This window comes from Gilliamella sp. B2717 (assembly GCF_026536675.1).
Taxonomy (GTDB): domain Bacteria; phylum Pseudomonadota; class Gammaproteobacteria; order Enterobacterales; family Orbaceae; genus Gilliamella; species Gilliamella apicola_I.
The window spans coordinates 74,569-92,109 of sequence record NZ_JAFNNQ010000095.1; the positions used below are offsets into that span (position 1 = coordinate 74,569).

Genomic DNA, 17,541 nt, shown 5'->3' on the forward strand with positions numbered 1-17,541 from the left:
TATGAAATTGCTGCGCTTAAAAGTAACCGATCCTGTGGGATTTCGGAGTTTACAAACAGGCTTTGAGATCTATTTCCGTGATGAATGGCAACTGAATGATGAAAATAGTCAAGATTTGCCTATGCAACAGGAATTCGCACCGATTATTTGTATTGGACCAAATGGTTGTGGAAAATCTAATGTATTGGAGCTTTTGGCAGCAATTTTTTATCAACTTGAAATTTTAAGAGTTAGGCGACACTTTTTACCGCGTAATTTTATCTATGATGAAGAGGATAATCCTAATGGTTATAAGGAGAATAATGGGTCTCCGGCAGCATTTGAGTTGGAATATTTGATTAAAGTACCTAATGAATATATCAACCCAGCAGGGAAATCTTTTGCTCATGTAAGGATAATCAAGAATATAAATAGCTCACCGGATATCGATTGGCTAAATGCTGAGCAGTTTAATATTGAAAATTTTACCAAAGTCAGTGATCGTGAACGAGAGTTTTTACTACCGCAATATATATTGGGCTACTCTTCTGGTGAAAATGAAATTCTTAGTCTACCTTTTTTTAAAATGCGATTTATTCAATTTGATGAATATTGGGATGCTTTACAAGCACAGCTTCCTTATTCAGGTCGACCCGAAACGCGTTTAGCTTATATTGATAATTCGTTCAGTCAAGCCATTTTATTATGTAACCTGCTTTTTTATGACAACGATATATTAAAACCATTTCAAGAAGAAGTCGGACTTGTTGATGTTAAAACGTTTCGTATTATTATTAAACGTCAGATTACTATTAACGAGCTACAGGTTGAAGCGTTTTTATCAGCTAACAATAGTCAACCACATCCAGCAATTGTCAAAGATGACGATACAGGCATTATATCGCTTAAGTTGGTTAAGCTGCTTGAGGCTGATGACGATTCTGCTAAAAATTTTGATCCAATGATTAGCCGTTTGAAACGGTGTGCGACTTGTTTTTTTGTTGATGAAGACTCTGATACTTTATATTTAGACTACTATGTTAATGAAGCAACTAAGCAAGCTTTCCAAAAAAACTTCAGCTCACCTATTGAATTATTTCAAGCTTTTCAAGTGTTATTATCGCTCAATTTATATTCAGTCAGTGATAAATTAAAGTCAGAATTGTATTGCTCTAATAGTCATTATGTTAGCGAAACGGTGCCAACATTAGCGTCAGATGAACGAATTATGCGGTTCAAGGATGTTTATTTAACGAAAAAAAACATATCGCAACCTGTGTTACTCAAAGCGTTATCGGACGGCGAACATCAATTATTACATAGTCTTGGTTTATGTTTGTTATTTAAAAACACCAATAGCTTGTTTTTCTTGGATGAGCCAGAAACCCATTTTAATCCTGACTGGCGTTCTAAGTTTGTCAGTTTATTGAAGCAATGTTTTTCTGAGCAACAATACGATCCAAGTCATGAAATGTTAATTACTACTCATGCGCCGTTTTTAGTGTCTGACAGTACACCAGAAAAAGTTTTTTTATTTAAAAAAGAAAATGATCAAGTCATTACAGAGCATCCAAATTTTAACACTTTGGGCGCTTCAGTGAATAAAATTACTATGAATGCTTTCGGCAAAAAAGAAACTATCGGCGGTTATGCTCAAACATTATTAGATAAATTACAATTACGGTTTGAAAAAGGTGAGCAAACTGAATCATTACTTGAAGAAATAGACCAAACATTGGGCGATTCAGTCGAAAAAATGTTATTACTTAAAACGCTTAATGACAAGCTGGAGGAACAATAGTGCTTTTCCCTTATGAATATGTTCCCCATACAATGGATAAAATGCAGAAGTTTATCGATTTTATCTTTCTAGAGGTTTGGTGTAAGGCTTCAACACATGGCTCTTATAAATTAGAACTCTTCGGTGCCAATGAAGAGTTATACGATGTGATGGAGTATTGTCATTTTAATGATAGTAAATATGCTGATTTTTTTGCTAGCCATGTGGAGCAAATTTATGGGTTATTTTCCCAACTAGACCCAACGACACTTTCACAATTACAAACATGGTATAGGAATAATAACAATATTGAACGAGTTTGTTCCAATGATCCTGCAACATCAATTGCCAAATATTCATGTTTATGTAATTTACTTTCGAACAGTGATTTATATAAGAAACTCTCCAGATTTTTTAAGGAACTTTATAATAACAAGTTATTAACCTTAAAAATATTTAAAGATACAATTGGTACTATTGATGACCACTATAAAGTATTTCGTGATCAAAATAAGATAACTAAGTGCCCATTTTGCGGTATTAATAACATGAAAGGTACTCATCATCGGTATCGTGACGCCTATGATCATTACCTACCAAAAGGTATTTATCCCTTTAACTCAATTAATTTTCATAATCTAGTACCAACCTGTCATGAATGCAATAGTTCTTACAAAACTCAAAAAGACCCATGCCATAATTCTCTAGGTCGGCGCAAGGTTTTTTATCCTTATAATACCCAATCATATAACATAGAGTTAACGATCAACTTAAAAAATAGAGATTGGCAAAATATTCAACCTGAGGATATTGATTTAATATTTGGTCCTGCCATATTGAATGAAGAAATTGCAGCATGGAAAGAGATTTACGGAATTGAAGAACGTTATAAAGCCAAATGCTGTGCAGAAGAAGATGGAAAAGATTGGCTAGTTCAACTACATGATGAATGGCAAAGCAAAGGGGGAAATATTAAAACATTTATGGATAATCTAATTATTAATACCCAACGTTCACCTTATACAGACAACCGTTTTCTAAAAAAACCTTTTTTAGAAGCATGTGTACGAAGTGGTTTGTTTGAAATAACAAAATAAGTTATTAGTGTAACAAAAACTATAACATATCTTAGTTTTTATAAGAATTCATTAAAAATCAAATTAACCATACAAACGCATCATTGGTATATACTCGGTGAAGTTGTCATATTCGCTCATATTATCTCTCTTTTTTTATTAACATTTCAGGCGATTACTCTCTCTATTTTTACTGACTATTTAGCATAATTTTCGATTCTTTCGGCTTATTAAGATATGACCAATCAGAAATATTACTGATGATAAAGAGTTTGCTTTAAAAGTCTTATTATTTCTAAAATTAATCATTTTTATTGTTTAAAAATTTAGCATTAAATGAAAAAAATAAGGTTAATTTTTTTCATAAGATCACTAAATCAAACTGTTTTTATTCTAACTGTCTGATAATTAATTAATAAATAGAGAAAGGAAATAATATGCGGATAGTTTTAGCGATTTTGTTGGTGTTTTGTTTAACGGCTTGCCATGTTCGTACGGCTGATCAAGCTTATAACGAAGGGAAATATGTAGAAAGTATTAGTTTATTAACGGCTACTATTGGTGAAAAAGGCAAAGCAAAATTTAATGAAGAAAGTGCCGAAAAATTACGGGGATTGGTTAGTAATGTGATGAAACATTACGAGACAATCATTAATAGTAGTGCTAGTACTGATTATCAAGCACGTATTGATAGTTATGAATCGCTTCGAAAAATCAATTTAATGTTAGTTAATCGTTTTTATAGTCAAACTGTTGCATTTTTTAACGATAAATATCCAGTGAGTAAATTAGATCAACTTATTGCAAAAGAGTATTACGATTATGGTAATTCGATAAAAGGTACGGATAGTGAAAGTTACAAAATAAAAGCTGACTTATATTTAAAAGGTTCAGAACGGTATAAATATAAAGATATTTTTACTTTATATAAAAATGCTAAAAAGCAACATTTGGATATTGAAGCAAAACAACACTATGATTTAGGTAAAACATTTTCGCAACAGGGTAGTTATCATGAAGCATCCCTAGAATATCTTAAAGCTTGGGAAGTTTATAAGCCAATAGGCGAATATAAAGATAGTTTTAAACTCTATGAGGATAATAAAAGAAAACATGTTACTGCGCTAGCAAAAGAGTATTATGAAAAAGCCTCGTCACTTGAAAAAATAGCTTATAAACGCAAAATTTATCGTGAAGCGGCTAAATATTATGAGGCAGCCAATTCAGCCTATGAACAGTTCGGTTCATACCGTGATGCCAGCGCTAGAGCGAGTCGTTGTAAATTAAAGGGACGCGTTAATGTGTATGTTAAAGATTCCGACTATCTTAGCTGGGTAAAACAAGTTTTTAACGCTGATTATATATACTTTGTTGATCATAGTTCACAAGCTAATATCATTATAGATATTAATGCCAAATCTGACTATATTCATATGAAACCGTATGAAAAAAATGAAGTAAAAACAGAAAAATATGTAGAAAGAATGAGCGAAAAAACCGATGATAAGGGTAATAAAATTAAAGTTCCAATTTATAAAGAGCAAAAATTCAACTTAAAGACTATCACTAATTCAAAAAAATACATTTTTACTACTGATATCGAAATAACCGGAGAAATCAGTAATTCTAAACGTTTGATAAGCGAAGCCATCTCTTCTAAAACGGATTATATCTATTCGGGCGATGTTCCAAGTAAATTTCATAACTCACAAGCAGGCGAGTGGAAGTCCAAATCAACGTTAAAATCTGAAGCACATTATACGCAAGGTGAGGATATCAGAAACCATTTAAAACAATTTATTGATAAGATGAGTTCTTTATAATAATTGTTAATTATCGCTCAAAAATAGAATCCCACAAAATTGATAATGTGGGATTTTTTATTTTAATCGTCTTTTAGTATAACTTAACGTCTGATATGGATTAATTGATACCTTTTAATTTATTAAATGTAATCGTGCGATTATCTAAAATTTAGCACCTTAATTATGATCAATTTAACTCTGACAATTTAGTTAAAAATTATCATTGTCATTGCTCAATCCAATCACAGTCTTATATAAAATATAACTAACCTATATCCTATGATTATTAAGATAATTTTCATTTTAATTTATTCTTGCCAATTATTCTGAATCAGCTTGAATAAACCTTAAAAATTTGGTAGTTTACTGTTAGTTATTTTATCATTTAACACAAATAAAGAAGGTAATTTTTATGACAATCAAAGTAGGTATTAATGGATTTGGCCGTATTGGTCGTATTGTTTTCCGTGCTGCACAAAAACGCTCTGATATTGAAATCGTTGCTATCAATGATTTATTAGACGTTGAGTATATGGCGTACATGCTTAAATATGATTCAACTCACGGTCGTTTTGACGGTACTGTTGAAGTTAAAGATGGCAAATTAATCGTTAACGGTAAAACAATCCGCGTTACAGCTGAAAGAGATCCTGCAAACTTAAAATGGAACGAAGTGGGTGTTGATGTTGTTGCTGAAGCAACAGGTTTATTCTTAGATGATGCAACTGCTCGTAAACACATCCAAGCGGGTGCTAAAAAAGTTGTTTTAACTGGTCCTTCTAAAGATAGCACGCCTATGTTTGTTATGGGTGTTAATGATAAAGATTATGCTGGTCAAGATATCGTATCTAATGCGTCATGTACCACTAACTGTTTAGCGCCTTTAGCTAAAGTAATCAATGATAACTTTGGTATCGTTGAAGGCTTAATGACAACTGTTCATGCAACTACAGCTACTCAAAAAACGGTAGATGGTCCATCTCACAAAGATTGGCGTGGTGGTCGTGGTGCAGCACAAAACATCATCCCTTCATCAACTGGTGCAGCTAAAGCAGTAGGTAAAGTTATTCCTGAATTAAACGGTAAATTAACTGGTATGGCTTTCCGTGTTCCAACTCCAGATGTTTCTGTTGTTGACTTAACTGCTCGTTTAGCAAAACCTGCTAAATATGAAGATATCTGTAAAGTGATCAAAGCGGCTTCAGAAGGTCCAATGAAAGGCGTTCTTGGTTACACTGAAGATGATGTTGTTTCAACTGATTTCTTAGGTGAAGTTTGTACTTCTGTATTTGATGCAAAAGCGGGTATCCAAATCAGCGATACTTTCGTTAAATTAGTTTCTTGGTACGATAACGAAGTTGGCTATTCAAATAAAGTTTTAGATTTAATTGCGGTTGTATCTAAAAAATAATGACTAATTTTTAGTTTTTTAAAAAGTGACCAAATGGTCACTTTTTTTTCGCTAAAATCTTATAGCTTTACAAAATAAAAACGCTCATTTTTTAAAAATGAGCGTTTTCACTAATATATATACTACGATATTAATTAGATTACGACAACTTCTGATGCCGCTGGTCCGCGAGGGCTATCTTGAATAGCAAATTCGACTTGTTGACCTTCAGCTAGAGTTTTAAAACCTTCCCCCGAGATTGCTGAAAAGTGAACAAATACGTCTTTGCTCCCATCGGTTGGTGTGATAAATCCAAAACCTTTACTCTCGTTAAACCATTTTACTTGGCCTGTTTTCTTATTCATTTACTAGATATCCTAACAATAATTAATATTTTGCCTTTAAGGCACGTATAGACTTTTATGCAATATAAATTAATCAACTTACAAACTAGATGATGCGTTAAAAACACCCCCTAATTGTTAAACGTTTTCATAAAAAAATATTGCTTCATAAGTCTGTTACTATTACCGCATAATTTATAATCGAAAGCAAGATATTAATGACAATTTTTTCATCTTAGGATGAAGTTTTTTATAAAATTTTTAGATATAATGGTTAAATTTGATAAATAGCAAATTATTGAAGGGTTTTTGATTTAAATTTATTTCGAAAGTAAAGATTATTTAAGCAAATTAAGGCATGTAAGATGTAAATTTAAAAATTAGTATTAACGATTACTTTTAGGTTTCTTTTGAATACATTGTTTTATCGTTTCTTTATATCAAACGTTTACATACGTTTTAACTATAGGTTTACAACTTACTGTTAAAGATGTGAATCACAATGTGGTTAATTATGTCATTTATGTCATTTATGTCATATAAGGCTTGCAACTTGCCTTATTGAGATAAGATTGCCAGCGCAAATTATCTAAGCTAAATAGCACTAAATTGGATATTCACTTATTTTTCATCTCATCTGTTAAAAAGGCATTGTTATTGATTTAATTACTTTCTGCTATTCTTTATTTAAAAATAAAAGCTATAAGTAAAGACTTATAGCTTTTAATTAACCATTATTATGAAAATTGATAGCAAATATTAATTATTTTTTAGCTCTCTCAAAAGATTCAATAATTTCTTTGCGAGCAGCATCGGCATTTTCCCAACCGTCAACTTTTACCCATTTTCCTTTTTCTAATGCTTTGTATTGTTCGAAAAAGTGTTTAATTTGAGATTTTAGTAATTCAGGTAAATCATCCACATCTTTGATGTGATCATACTCTTTAGATAATTTAGTATGTGGTACGGCAACTAATTTAGCATCTTGACCGGCTTCATCAGTCATTTTTAATACACCAACAGGACGGCAACGAATCACTGAACCAGGTTGTAATGGATACGGCGTTGGAACTAAAACGTCAACAGGATCGCCATCAAGCGATAATGTGTTATTAATATAACCATAGTTACATGGATAAAACATTGCTGTTGCCATAAAACGGTCAACAAAAACTGCACCTGTATCTTTGTCTACTTCATATTTAATTGGATCCGAATTTGCTGGAATTTCAATTACTACATAAATATCATCCGGTAATTCTTTACCTGCTGGTACATTTAAAAGTCCCATTTTTGTATCCTCTATCTTGGTTAATAATTTACAATATTGTTTCTGATATGAAATGAGCGAACATTATAAAGATTATTCGGCGTTGCTCAATTCTTTTAAGTATTGAAAAATCTGTTTGGCTGTTTTTGGTGGTTTATTGGATTCTCGTTCTTTTTTAGCCTGACGGGCAAGCGTACGCAGTTGTTGTCTGTCTGCTATAGGAAAGAGTTCGATAATGTTTTCTGCATCACCTGTTTCAATCAATTCGTCACGTAACTTTTCAAGTTTATGAAATAAGGCAACTTGTTGGTTATGACGGTTTTTGAGCTTGTCTAAAGCTTGCGTGATAGGATCGATATTGCGGCTACGAAGCAATTTGCCAATATATTGTATTTGTCTTCGATATCCCTCTTTTTTGATTTTTTGAGCAAGTTCGATAGCATAAAGTAAATCTTCATCAAGGGGGATTTTAGTCAGTTCATTTTTGCTTAAATTAACCAATTCGACGCCCATTTTTTTCAAAATTTCGGCATCTCGTTTGATTTCACTTTTACTGACATAAATAATTTCATCATCCATATCAGTATCAAATTCTTGGTCAATGATTAAATCTTTAGGGTTATTCATAGGATTTCTTTTGTTAATAGTTAACTAAAATTGAATTCTGGCTTATTATAACGTATCACTAGCAGAATTGTAGAAAATAATAAAATGAGTATTGAACAGATTAAAAAAGATGCCCAAAGACAACAAGATAAGTTATCAAATATTGTTGCTCAAGCTATTGAACTGGCTAAACCTCGTGTTGATTCAGTTGAAGTTTCAATTAACCAAGCAACTGGTATTGGTGTAAGTACTCGACAAGGGGAAACTGAAAATGTTGAATTTAATAGTGATGGTGCATTATCTATAACCGTTTATAAAGAACAACGCAAAGGAAATGCATCAACTAATGATTTATCGCCACATGCAATAAATCAAGCTATCGATATGGCAATTAATATTATGCAATATACTTCTGCTGATCCTTGTTCTGGTTTAGGAAACTTAGATCAGATGGCATTGAATCCTCCTGATTTAGATCTTTTTTATCCCAGTGATTTAGACGTGGATAAGGCTATTGAGCAGGCAAAACAAGCTGAGCTAGCGGCCCTTGCCAATGCTGACATTATGAGTAGTGACGGCGGTTATTTTAGTAGTAAATATGGTGTGTATGTATATGGTAATAGTCTTGGTATGTTACAAGGCTACTGTGCAAGTTCTCATTCGTTGTCTTGTACAGCGATTGCTGAACAGGCGGGAAAAATGGAACGAAACTATGCTTACACTTCATCGCGTGATATTAAGGCACTCAAATCTCCTAGTTGGGTTGGGCAGCAAGCAGCAGAAAGAACAATTGCGCATTTAGGGGCTAAACAAATTTCTACCATGCAAGTACCCGTACTGTTTAGTGCAGAAGTTGCAGTTGGATTAATAAGGCACTTAGTGGGTGCAATTAGTGGCGGTGCAATCTATCGCAAATCATCATTTTTACTTGATAGCGTGGGTAAACAGATTTTTCCTTCATGGCTAACTATTTTTGAAGATCCACATATTTTAAAAGGTGTTGGTTCATCGCCTTTTGATAGTGAAGGAACCAAAACAATTAAACGAAATATCATTGAAAACGGTGTATTGCAAACCTACTTGCTTAGTCATTATTCAGCCAGAAAGCTTGGTTTAACATCAACAGGTCATGCGGGAGGAATTCATAACTGGCTTGTATCGCCAAGTGAGCATGATGCTGATTTTAAAACCATGTTGAAAAAATTGGATAAAGGGGTTGTGATTACTTCGCTTATGGGGCAAGGTGTGAATAATGTAACGGGCGACTATTCACGTGGTGCGACAGGTTTTTGGGTTGAAAATGGTGAAATTCAATATCCAATAAATGAAATAACCGTTGCTAATAACCTAAAAGATATGTATAAAAATATTGTGGCAATAGGGAATGATCTTGAAACACGCAGTAATATTCAATGTGGTTCAATATTAATAGATAAAATGAGTATAGCAGGGAAATAGGATGAAAAATGGGAAAGTTAGTCAGTAGTACGTTTTTCCAAAAAATCACATTATGGATGCCAGGACTAATCAGTTTCTTACATTATAAACGTGAATATTTAAACGCAGATATAAAAGCCGGATTATCCGTAGCCGCGGTATCCTTACCGGTATCGATTGCTTATGCTGAGCTAACAGGTGTTGGTGCCATTGCGGGGCTATACTCAACCATTTTACCGCTTATTGTCTATGCCCTTTTTGGATCGTCTAAACAGTTGATTGTAGGGCCCGATACCGCAACGTGTGCGGTGGTTGCTGCGGTTGTTTTTCCTTTAGCTGCAGATGATCCCATGTTACGTTGGCAACTGGTGGTGCTGCTGACAATTATGATTGGTATTTGGTGTATCATTGCCGGCAAATTTCATCTTGGCGCCTTAGCAGATTTACTCAGTCAACCTATTTTAATTGGTTTGTTAAATGGTATTTCTATTACAATCATTGTCGATCAATTAGCGAAAACATTTGGTTTTCATTATGACTATTCTTACCTTATTGAACGTGTGGTTTATTTACCGGTTAAGCTTTATCAATCACATTTAGGCACGACATTTATATCTTTCATAACATTATTGATTCTCATTGCTTTTAAGAAATATAAACCACGTTACCCGGCACCACTTTTTGCCGTTGTGATAATGACTTTATTTTCATGGCTGTTTAATTTTGAACATTTTGATATCCACATTATTGGTAATGTAACTGGTGATTTTATACCATTGGAAGCTTGGATTGATTTTGACAAAGGATTAATGCGTGATTTAGTTGTTCCCTCATTGAATATTGCTGTTATCTGTTTTGTGAGTATGATGATTACCGTACGAAGTTTTGCGACAAAAAATAATTATGAAACGAATGCCGATGTTGAATTTAAGGCATTAGGCATGGCAAATATTGCAGCAGGTCTATCACAAGGATTTGTTGTAAGTGGGACTTCGTCACGAACGGCAGTGAACGATGCGAATGGTGGAAAAACTCAGCTTGTATCGATAATCGCTGCGGCATTAATAGGATTTGTGGTACTCTTTTTGTTGTCACCGTTACAATATATTCCAACAAGTGTCCTTGGCGTGATTTTGATATATTCCTCGATCTCGCTAATTAATGTACAAACAATTTTGCGTTTTTTTAAATATGACCGTGACGCATTTTATTTAAGCTTATCAACATTTATTGCGGTATTACTTATCGGTATTATACCGGGTATGGCTTTAGCGGTATTATTAGGTATCTTTTTGTTTCTACGTCGCGTTTTTCGACCTAAAGATCAGTTATTAGGGGTTGATGATGACGGACGAATTCATTCATTAGGCAAAGATGTTAAACCTGTTAGTAATACGATAATTTATCGATTCAATTCACCTTTAACGTATTTTAATATTGCTTATTTTAAACGAAGAATCATTAGTTATATTGACGAATCAGAGCAACCTGTTAATTATGTTATCGTCGATGCGATTCCTTGCTTTACTTATAAAGATGTCAGTGTATTATCGGGTATTAACGAATTAGTTAATGCATTAAAAGTACGTAATGTAGTTTTAATCTTATCAGGTAGACGCAAAACCCTTAAAAATTGGTTTAAACAAATGAATATTACCCCTGATCATGATTACATTGAATTTACTTACGATCTCTATTTTGCTGTTAAGTTAGTTCAAAGTAGGGAACATATGGACAATAAAAATGAAGACGAGGATACGGATTAATTAACGACCCCTTTTTTGTTCAATTAATGATGTCAAAAGGTGCAGAACCATGATGAATAGGAACAATAATCACGTTAAGATCGAAATGATAAGTACCGGCGATGAAATTTTATATGGTCAAATAACCGATACGAATGCAGCTTGGCTTTCTGAACTATTTTTTCAAGAAGGTATTTTAATCACGACTCGCCTCACAGTTGGTGATAATCTTAACCAGCTTACCCAAACATTACAAGAACGTAGTCTGATCAATGATATCATTATTGTTAATGGGGGGCTTGGGCCAACCAGTGACGATTTAACAGCACAAGCGGCAGCTTTAGCCAATCATGAAGCACTGGTACTCAATCAGCAGTGGTTGACACAAATTGAACGTTATTTTGCCAGTTGCGGTAACGTGATGCCGTCAAGCAACCTTAAACAAGCTTTATTGCCGCAAAGTGCTGTATTAATTGATAATCCAATAGGAACAGCCTGCGGATTTAAAATGCACATCAACGGTTGTATTGTGTTTTTTACGCCTGGTGTGCCTGCTGAATTTAAAGAGATGATCAAAACTCTTGTATTACCAGAAATTAAATTATCCTTTCCAAAATTAGAAAAAACGCTCTGTTATCGATTAACTATTATCGGGCGCACTGAAAGTGATTTAGCCACCGAGCTAACATCTAAATTAGATATTCCAAAAGATATCGTGATTGGTTATCGTGCTGCGATGCCTATTATTGAATTAAAATTGAGTGGTCCTCAACATAAAAAAGACACGCTGGATAGTTTATGGCGAAAAACTAAAACAATTGTTGATGACAATTTGCTTTACGAAGGCATGATTAGCAAAGACAGTGAACTCGGTTTAGCCAAAGTTGTTTCAGGGCTGTTACATGAAAAAGATTTAACTATCGCAGTGGTCGAACAACAATCAGCAGGGATAATTAGTTATCAATTATTTGAAACCGATGCACCCATCGCAAAATCAGAAGTGATTCCATTATTATTTGAAGATCCCAAAGATTATCTTTGGCATATTATGACCCAATATAGAGCTGATATTGTATTAGGTATGGTTAATTTCAAAGAAAAGAACAGTCAATTTACGTTAATCATTACCACAGCAAAGCAAACTATCCAAGTTAATTTAAAATATATTGGTCGAAAACTTTCAAGGCATGAAGAGTTACAAACTTTTTCAGCAATAGCGTTAGATGCTTTACGTCGTTATTTGTTAAATAAACCAATAATTGCTTCTAATGTTTGGCTCGATATTTTGGATTAAGTTAAACGATAATGTGATGTTTTTTAGAATGGGAATGGTTAATTTTAACTATCTTAACAATAGTATGATATTAATATAGACAATTCCCCACAAAATTAAGTAAAATAACGGATCTTCCAAATTACATAAACTAGTAAATACATTAGAGGTAAAAATGGCTCGAGTAACTGTTCAAGATGCTGTAGAAAAAATTGGTAATCGCTTTGATCTAGTTTTAGTTGCAGCAAGACGCGCACGTCAATTGCAAGTTGAAAACAAATCACCATTAATTCCAGAAGAAAACGATAAAGAAACCGTTGTTGCTTTACGTGAAATTGAAGATGGTCTTGTTAATAAACAAATTCTTGATACAGCAGATTTTCAAGCTCGTCAGGAAGAAGAAGCAGAAGTGCGTTCTACACTGCATGAATCGATCCTTCTTGAAAATACGCCATCATACGAATAAGCGCTATAGGAATTGCCTATGCAATATTTTGATAGCTTAAAAGAGGTTGTAGCATCTTATCTTCCACCCAAACAAGTTGAACTTATTAAAGATGCTTATCTTTTTGCTCAGAAAGCACATGAAGGGCAATTTCGATCTAGTGGTGAACCTTATGTCACGCATCCTGTTGCTGTGGCATCAATTTTAGCCGATATGCGGCTTGATTATGAAACCATCATTGCTGCACTATTACATGATACGATTGAAGATACACCAGTTACTTTCCAAGATATCACAAATCATTTTGGTAAACATGTTGCAGTGTTAGTTGAAGGTGTATCCAAACTTGATAAATTAAAATTTCGTAATCGACAAGAGGCTCAAGCTGAAAATTTTCGGAAAATGGTGCTCGCCATGACCGAAGATGTGCGAGTGATTTTAATTAAACTGGCTGATCGTACGCATAATATGCGAACACTTGCGGCATTAAGACCAGACAAACGCCGTCGTATTGCAAAAGAAACGCTTGAAATTTATGCTCCATTAGCTCACCGTTTAGGTATTCACCATATTAAAACTGAACTCGAAATTTTAGGATTCACGGCGATGCATCCTAATCGAGCCAAAGTAATTGAAAATGTGATAAAAGCAGCTCGAGGTACACGTAAAGAATTAATTCAACAGATTTTATCGGAAATTCGTGGTCGTTTAGCTGAAGCAAATATCGAGGCGGAAGTTGAAGGATTAGAAAAAAATATCTACGTGATTTATCAAAAAATGCAAATGCGTGAACAGCATTTTCATTCTATCATGGATATTTATATTTTTCGGATCGTTGTGAAAGATGTTGATGCCTGTTATCGTGCACTTGGTCTTGTTCACAATCTGTATAAACCTCGCCTTAATCGCTTCAAAGACTATATTGCAATTCCTAAAGCTAACGGTTATCAGTCATTGCATTCTTCATTAATTGGACCACATGGTACGCCAGTTGAAGTGCAAATACGTACTGAAGATATGGATCAAATGGCTGAAATGGGTGTTGCCGCACATTGGGTTTATAATGCCAATGATGAGCTGAATAATACAACGGCGCAAATCAAAGCACAGCGTTGGATGCAAAGTCTATTAGAGTTGCAACAAAGTGTGGGTAACTCTTTTGAATTTATTGAAAATGTGAAATCTGACCTGTTTCCGAAAGAAATTTATGTTTTTACCCCTAAAGGAAGGATAGTACAGTTACCGGAAGGTTCAACCGCCGTAGATCTTGCTTACGCTGTCCATTCTGATATTGGCTATCAATGTATCGGCGCAATTGTTGACCGAAAACCTTATCCACTTTCACAGCCATTAAGTAATGGTCAAACCGTTGAAATTATCACTTCGCCTGAAGGTCGTCCGAATGCAAACTGGCTTAATTTTGTTGTGAGTGCTAAAGCCAGATCACGTATTAGACAAGCGTTAAAAATGTTAAAACGTGATGATGCGATTGAATTAGGTAGAAGACTATTGAATCTGTCATTATTAAAAACAGGTGGCATCAATTCACTTAAACCTAAACAAATTGCGAAAATTGTTGAGATAACGCAGTTACAATCTTTTGATGATGTCTTAGCCGAGATTGGTCTTGGTAATATAATGAGCCATTTTATTGTCAAAGGGTTAGAACACAAAGAATTGTTTCAAAATAACAACGATACAAATAAAACCTTAGTCATTACTGGTAGTGAAGGGGTTTTAGTCACATTTTCGAAATGTTGTCACCCAATTCCCGATGATCCGATTGTCGGTCAAGTGAGTCCTGAAAAAGGATTAATTGTTCATCATGAATCATGTCGAAATGTCACGGGATACCAAAACAATCCTGAAAAATACATCTCTTTAAAATGGGCGACTGATATCACTCAACAATTTGTTGCTGAAATATGGGTAGACATTTCCAACAACCAAGGAGCACTTGGGCATATTCTTTCAATTATTAATGATGAAAAAGCGCATTTGCAATGGCTTAATACCGAACAGAAAGATCGACAAATTTATACAGTCATTTTGCAAGTTGAAGTTAAAAATCGTCAGCAGCTCAATGAGTTAATGCGTAAAATTTCATTGCAGCAAGATGTTGTAAGTGTCTCACGTAATATTAATAAGCGATGATGGCAAATCGATTTTTAAGTCAGGTTCCGATAATAAAATTGAGCGGAATTGGCTCTAACCTTGAAAAAAAATTCAATGCATTAGGTATCTATACTGTTCAAGATCTTTTATTACACTTTCCGTTACGTTACGAAGATCGCACCTCATCTTGTCCTATAAGTGAGGTTGCTATTGGTGAGCACACTACCATAGAAGGTCGAATCATCAAGTGTGAAGTGGTGCTTAGACGTCGACAAATGTTAATTTGTCATATTCAAGATGATTCGGGCATAGCAATATTAAGATTCATGCATTTCAATGCAGGCATAAAAGCAAGTTTAGCACTTGGCAATTGGGTTAGTGCTTATGGTGAGATAAAAAAAGGAAAATTAGGCGCTGAAATTATTCATCCTCAATATAAAATTATTGCTAATCCAGCAGACAAATCTAAAAAATTATTGGATGATCAAGAAAAATATACCCCAGTCTATCCAACCACCTATGGATTAACTCAAAATGTCATTCGTAAATTAATTGCTTCTGCGTTATTACTGTTAAAACGTAATCCACCCAAAGAAATTCTGCCTAAGTCAATAGCAAATCATTTTTTACCAGCATTGGAATCATTAAATATCATTCACAATCCTCCAATTGGTACCGATATCACTCAATTATCTGCAGGGGAACATCCTGCTATCAAACGTTTTATTTTTGAAGAGCTACTTGCTTATCATCTGAGTATGTTAATGCTAAAAGTCGATAACCAAAAACAGCAAGCCCGTATTTATCGCCCAACGCAACAATTTATTGAGCCTTTTTTAGCCTCGTTACCCTTTAAACCCACTAACGCACAACAACGTGTTGTACACGATATCTATCACGATATGGCAAAACCAGTCCCAATGATGCGATTAATTCAAGGGGATGTGGGATCTGGCAAAACATTAGTCGCGGCTTTAGCGGCATTAAATGCGATTGAAAATGGTGCGCAGGTTGTCTTAATGGCACCGACCGAGATATTAGCTGAGCAACATTATAATAACTTTAAACAATGGTTTGATCCTTTGGGTATTACCGTTGATTGGTTATCAGGGCGTTTGACTGCTAAAAATAAAAGATTGCGTTATGAACAAGTAAAAAGTGGGGATATTAGATTGTTAATTGGTACACATGCCGTATTTGTTGATAAAGTTGAATTTGCTTCGTTAGGACTGGTGATTATCGATGAACAGCATCGCTTTGGTGTGAATCAAAGACTGAGTTTATGGGAAAAGGGAATCAAAGATAATGACTATCCACATCAATTAATTATGACAGCCACTCCGATTCCACGAACATTAGCCATGACGGTATATGCTGATTTAGATGTGTCTATCATTGATGAGTTACCCCCGGGGCGCACACCTGTCACAACTGTTGTGATTCCAAATTCTCGGCGTGATGAAATTATTGAACGCGTTAATCAAGCTTGCTTGGAAAATCGTCAAGTCTATTGGGTTTGTACATTAGTCGAAGAGTCGGAAACATTAGATGCTCAAGCCGCTGAAATACTGGTTGAAGAGCTCAAAGAAAAAATGCCACATTTAACGATTGGGCTGGTTCATGGCAAAATGAAGTCGGACGAAAAACAATCGGTAATGCAGAATTTTAAACAAGGTGTCATCCAATTGCTCGTCGCCACAACGGTTATTGAAGTGGGTGTCGATGTGCCAAATGCAAGCTTGATGATTATTGAAAATGCGGAAAGATTAGGTCTGGCGCAATTGCATCAATTACGTGGTCGTGTAGGTAGAGGAACGGCGGTATCTCATTGTGTATTAATGTATCAAGCCCCATTAAGCAAAGTTGCACAAGCAAGAATGAAAGTCATGCGTGACAGTAATAATGGTTTTGTGATTGCGCAAAAAGATTTAGAAATACGTGGTAGTGGGGAGATTTTGGGCACGCGTCAAATGGGGATAGCTAACTTCAAAGTTGTGGATTTAATCCGTGATCAACATTTGATAAGTCAAGTTCAAAAAGCCTCTTATTTTTTACAACAACAACACCCCGAAAGTGTCAAAGAGCTGATTGACTGTTGGCTTCCGGATAGACAAAAATATATTAATGCCTAGTATTTTCATTTTCTTATTAGTTTATTCATAAAAACAGATAGATAATTTCAGTGAATTGATTCCACATTTATTCATGGCAGAGAATATAAAAAGTGGACATTGAATTTTATTCACTGCCCACAAAAAATTATTGATCTTAATTTC

Annotated in this window: 13 protein-coding genes; 10 read left to right on the forward strand and 3 right to left on the reverse strand. The window is 34.4% G+C overall.

All coding sequences use genetic code 11. The features are described from left to right. The first annotated feature begins 1 nt into the window (after window position 1). The 4 genes from J3U35_RS10450 (at window position 2) to gapA (ending at window position 6,051) form a co-directional block, all read left to right on the forward strand. Window positions 2-1,780, forward strand: coding sequence for a restriction system-associated AAA family ATPase (locus J3U35_RS10450; protein ID WP_267361235.1), 1,779 nt, complete (start codon window positions 2-4; stop codon window positions 1,778-1,780). Then, a complete protein-coding gene (locus J3U35_RS10455; RefSeq protein WP_267361237.1) occupies window positions 1,780-2,856 on the forward strand; it encodes a hypothetical protein in 1,077 nt (358 codons plus the stop codon). The genes J3U35_RS10450 and J3U35_RS10455 overlap by 1 nt, the downstream gene beginning before the upstream one ends. 416 nt (window positions 2,857-3,272) lie before the next feature. After that, window positions 3,273-4,658, forward strand: a complete 1,386-nt coding sequence (locus J3U35_RS10460) for a hypothetical protein (RefSeq protein ID WP_267361239.1) — start codon at window positions 3,273-3,275, stop codon at window positions 4,656-4,658. Window positions 4,659-5,052: 394 nt separating this feature from the next. Next, a complete protein-coding gene (gene gapA, locus J3U35_RS10465) occupies window positions 5,053-6,051 on the forward strand; it encodes a glyceraldehyde-3-phosphate dehydrogenase (RefSeq protein WP_065559241.1) in 999 nt (332 codons plus the stop codon). A 134-nt stretch (window positions 6,052-6,185) separates the two neighbouring features. On the opposite strand, the gene J3U35_RS10470 is transcribed toward gapA, so the two are convergent. From J3U35_RS10470 to yjgA, 3 genes are all read right to left on the reverse strand, one after another. Next, entirely contained in the window at window positions 6,186-6,395 is a 210-nt protein-coding gene (locus J3U35_RS10470; RefSeq protein WP_065559242.1) for a cold shock domain-containing protein, read from the reverse strand. A gap of 742 nt (window positions 6,396-7,137) precedes the next feature. Then, a complete protein-coding gene (gene ppa, locus J3U35_RS10475; RefSeq protein ID WP_065559243.1) occupies window positions 7,138-7,665 on the reverse strand; it encodes an inorganic diphosphatase in 528 nt (175 codons plus the stop codon). 72 nt (window positions 7,666-7,737) lie between these two features. Then, a complete protein-coding gene (yjgA, locus tag J3U35_RS10480; RefSeq protein ID WP_267361241.1) occupies window positions 7,738-8,271 on the reverse strand; it encodes a ribosome biogenesis factor YjgA in 534 nt (177 codons plus the stop codon). Between the two features lie 84 nt (window positions 8,272-8,355). On the opposite strand from yjgA, the gene pmbA reads away from it, so the two are divergent. The 6 genes from pmbA to recG all read left to right on the forward strand — a co-directional run bounded on the left by pmbA (window position 8,356) and on the right by recG (window position 17,397). Continuing rightward, window positions 8,356-9,708 carry a metalloprotease PmbA gene (gene pmbA / locus J3U35_RS10485; RefSeq protein WP_267361243.1) on the forward strand — a complete coding sequence of 451 codons (1,353 nt, stop codon included), beginning with the start codon at window positions 8,356-8,358 and terminating at the stop codon, window positions 9,706-9,708. A gap of 8 nt (window positions 9,709-9,716) precedes the next feature. Then, entirely contained in the window at window positions 9,717-11,453 is a 1,737-nt protein-coding gene (locus J3U35_RS10490; protein WP_267361245.1) for a SulP family inorganic anion transporter, read from the forward strand. Between the two features lie 49 nt (window positions 11,454-11,502). Then, on the forward strand, window positions 11,503-12,726 hold the full coding sequence (locus J3U35_RS10495; RefSeq protein WP_267361247.1) for a CinA family nicotinamide mononucleotide deamidase-related protein: 1,224 nt from the start codon (window positions 11,503-11,505) through the stop codon (window positions 12,724-12,726). Window positions 12,727-12,880: 154 nt separating this feature from the next. Continuing rightward, window positions 12,881-13,171, forward strand: coding sequence for a DNA-directed RNA polymerase subunit omega (gene rpoZ, locus J3U35_RS10500; protein WP_220216796.1), 291 nt, complete (start codon window positions 12,881-12,883; stop codon window positions 13,169-13,171). An 18-nt stretch (window positions 13,172-13,189) separates the two neighbouring features. Beyond that, a complete protein-coding gene (spoT, locus tag J3U35_RS10505; protein ID WP_267361249.1) occupies window positions 13,190-15,304 on the forward strand; it encodes a bifunctional GTP diphosphokinase/guanosine-3',5'-bis pyrophosphate 3'-pyrophosphohydrolase in 2,115 nt (704 codons plus the stop codon). Beyond that, a complete protein-coding gene (gene recG / locus J3U35_RS10510; protein WP_267361251.1) occupies window positions 15,304-17,397 on the forward strand; it encodes an ATP-dependent DNA helicase RecG in 2,094 nt (697 codons plus the stop codon). Before spoT ends, recG begins: the two co-directional genes overlap by 1 nt. The last annotated feature ends 144 nt before the right edge of the window (window positions 17,398-17,541 follow it).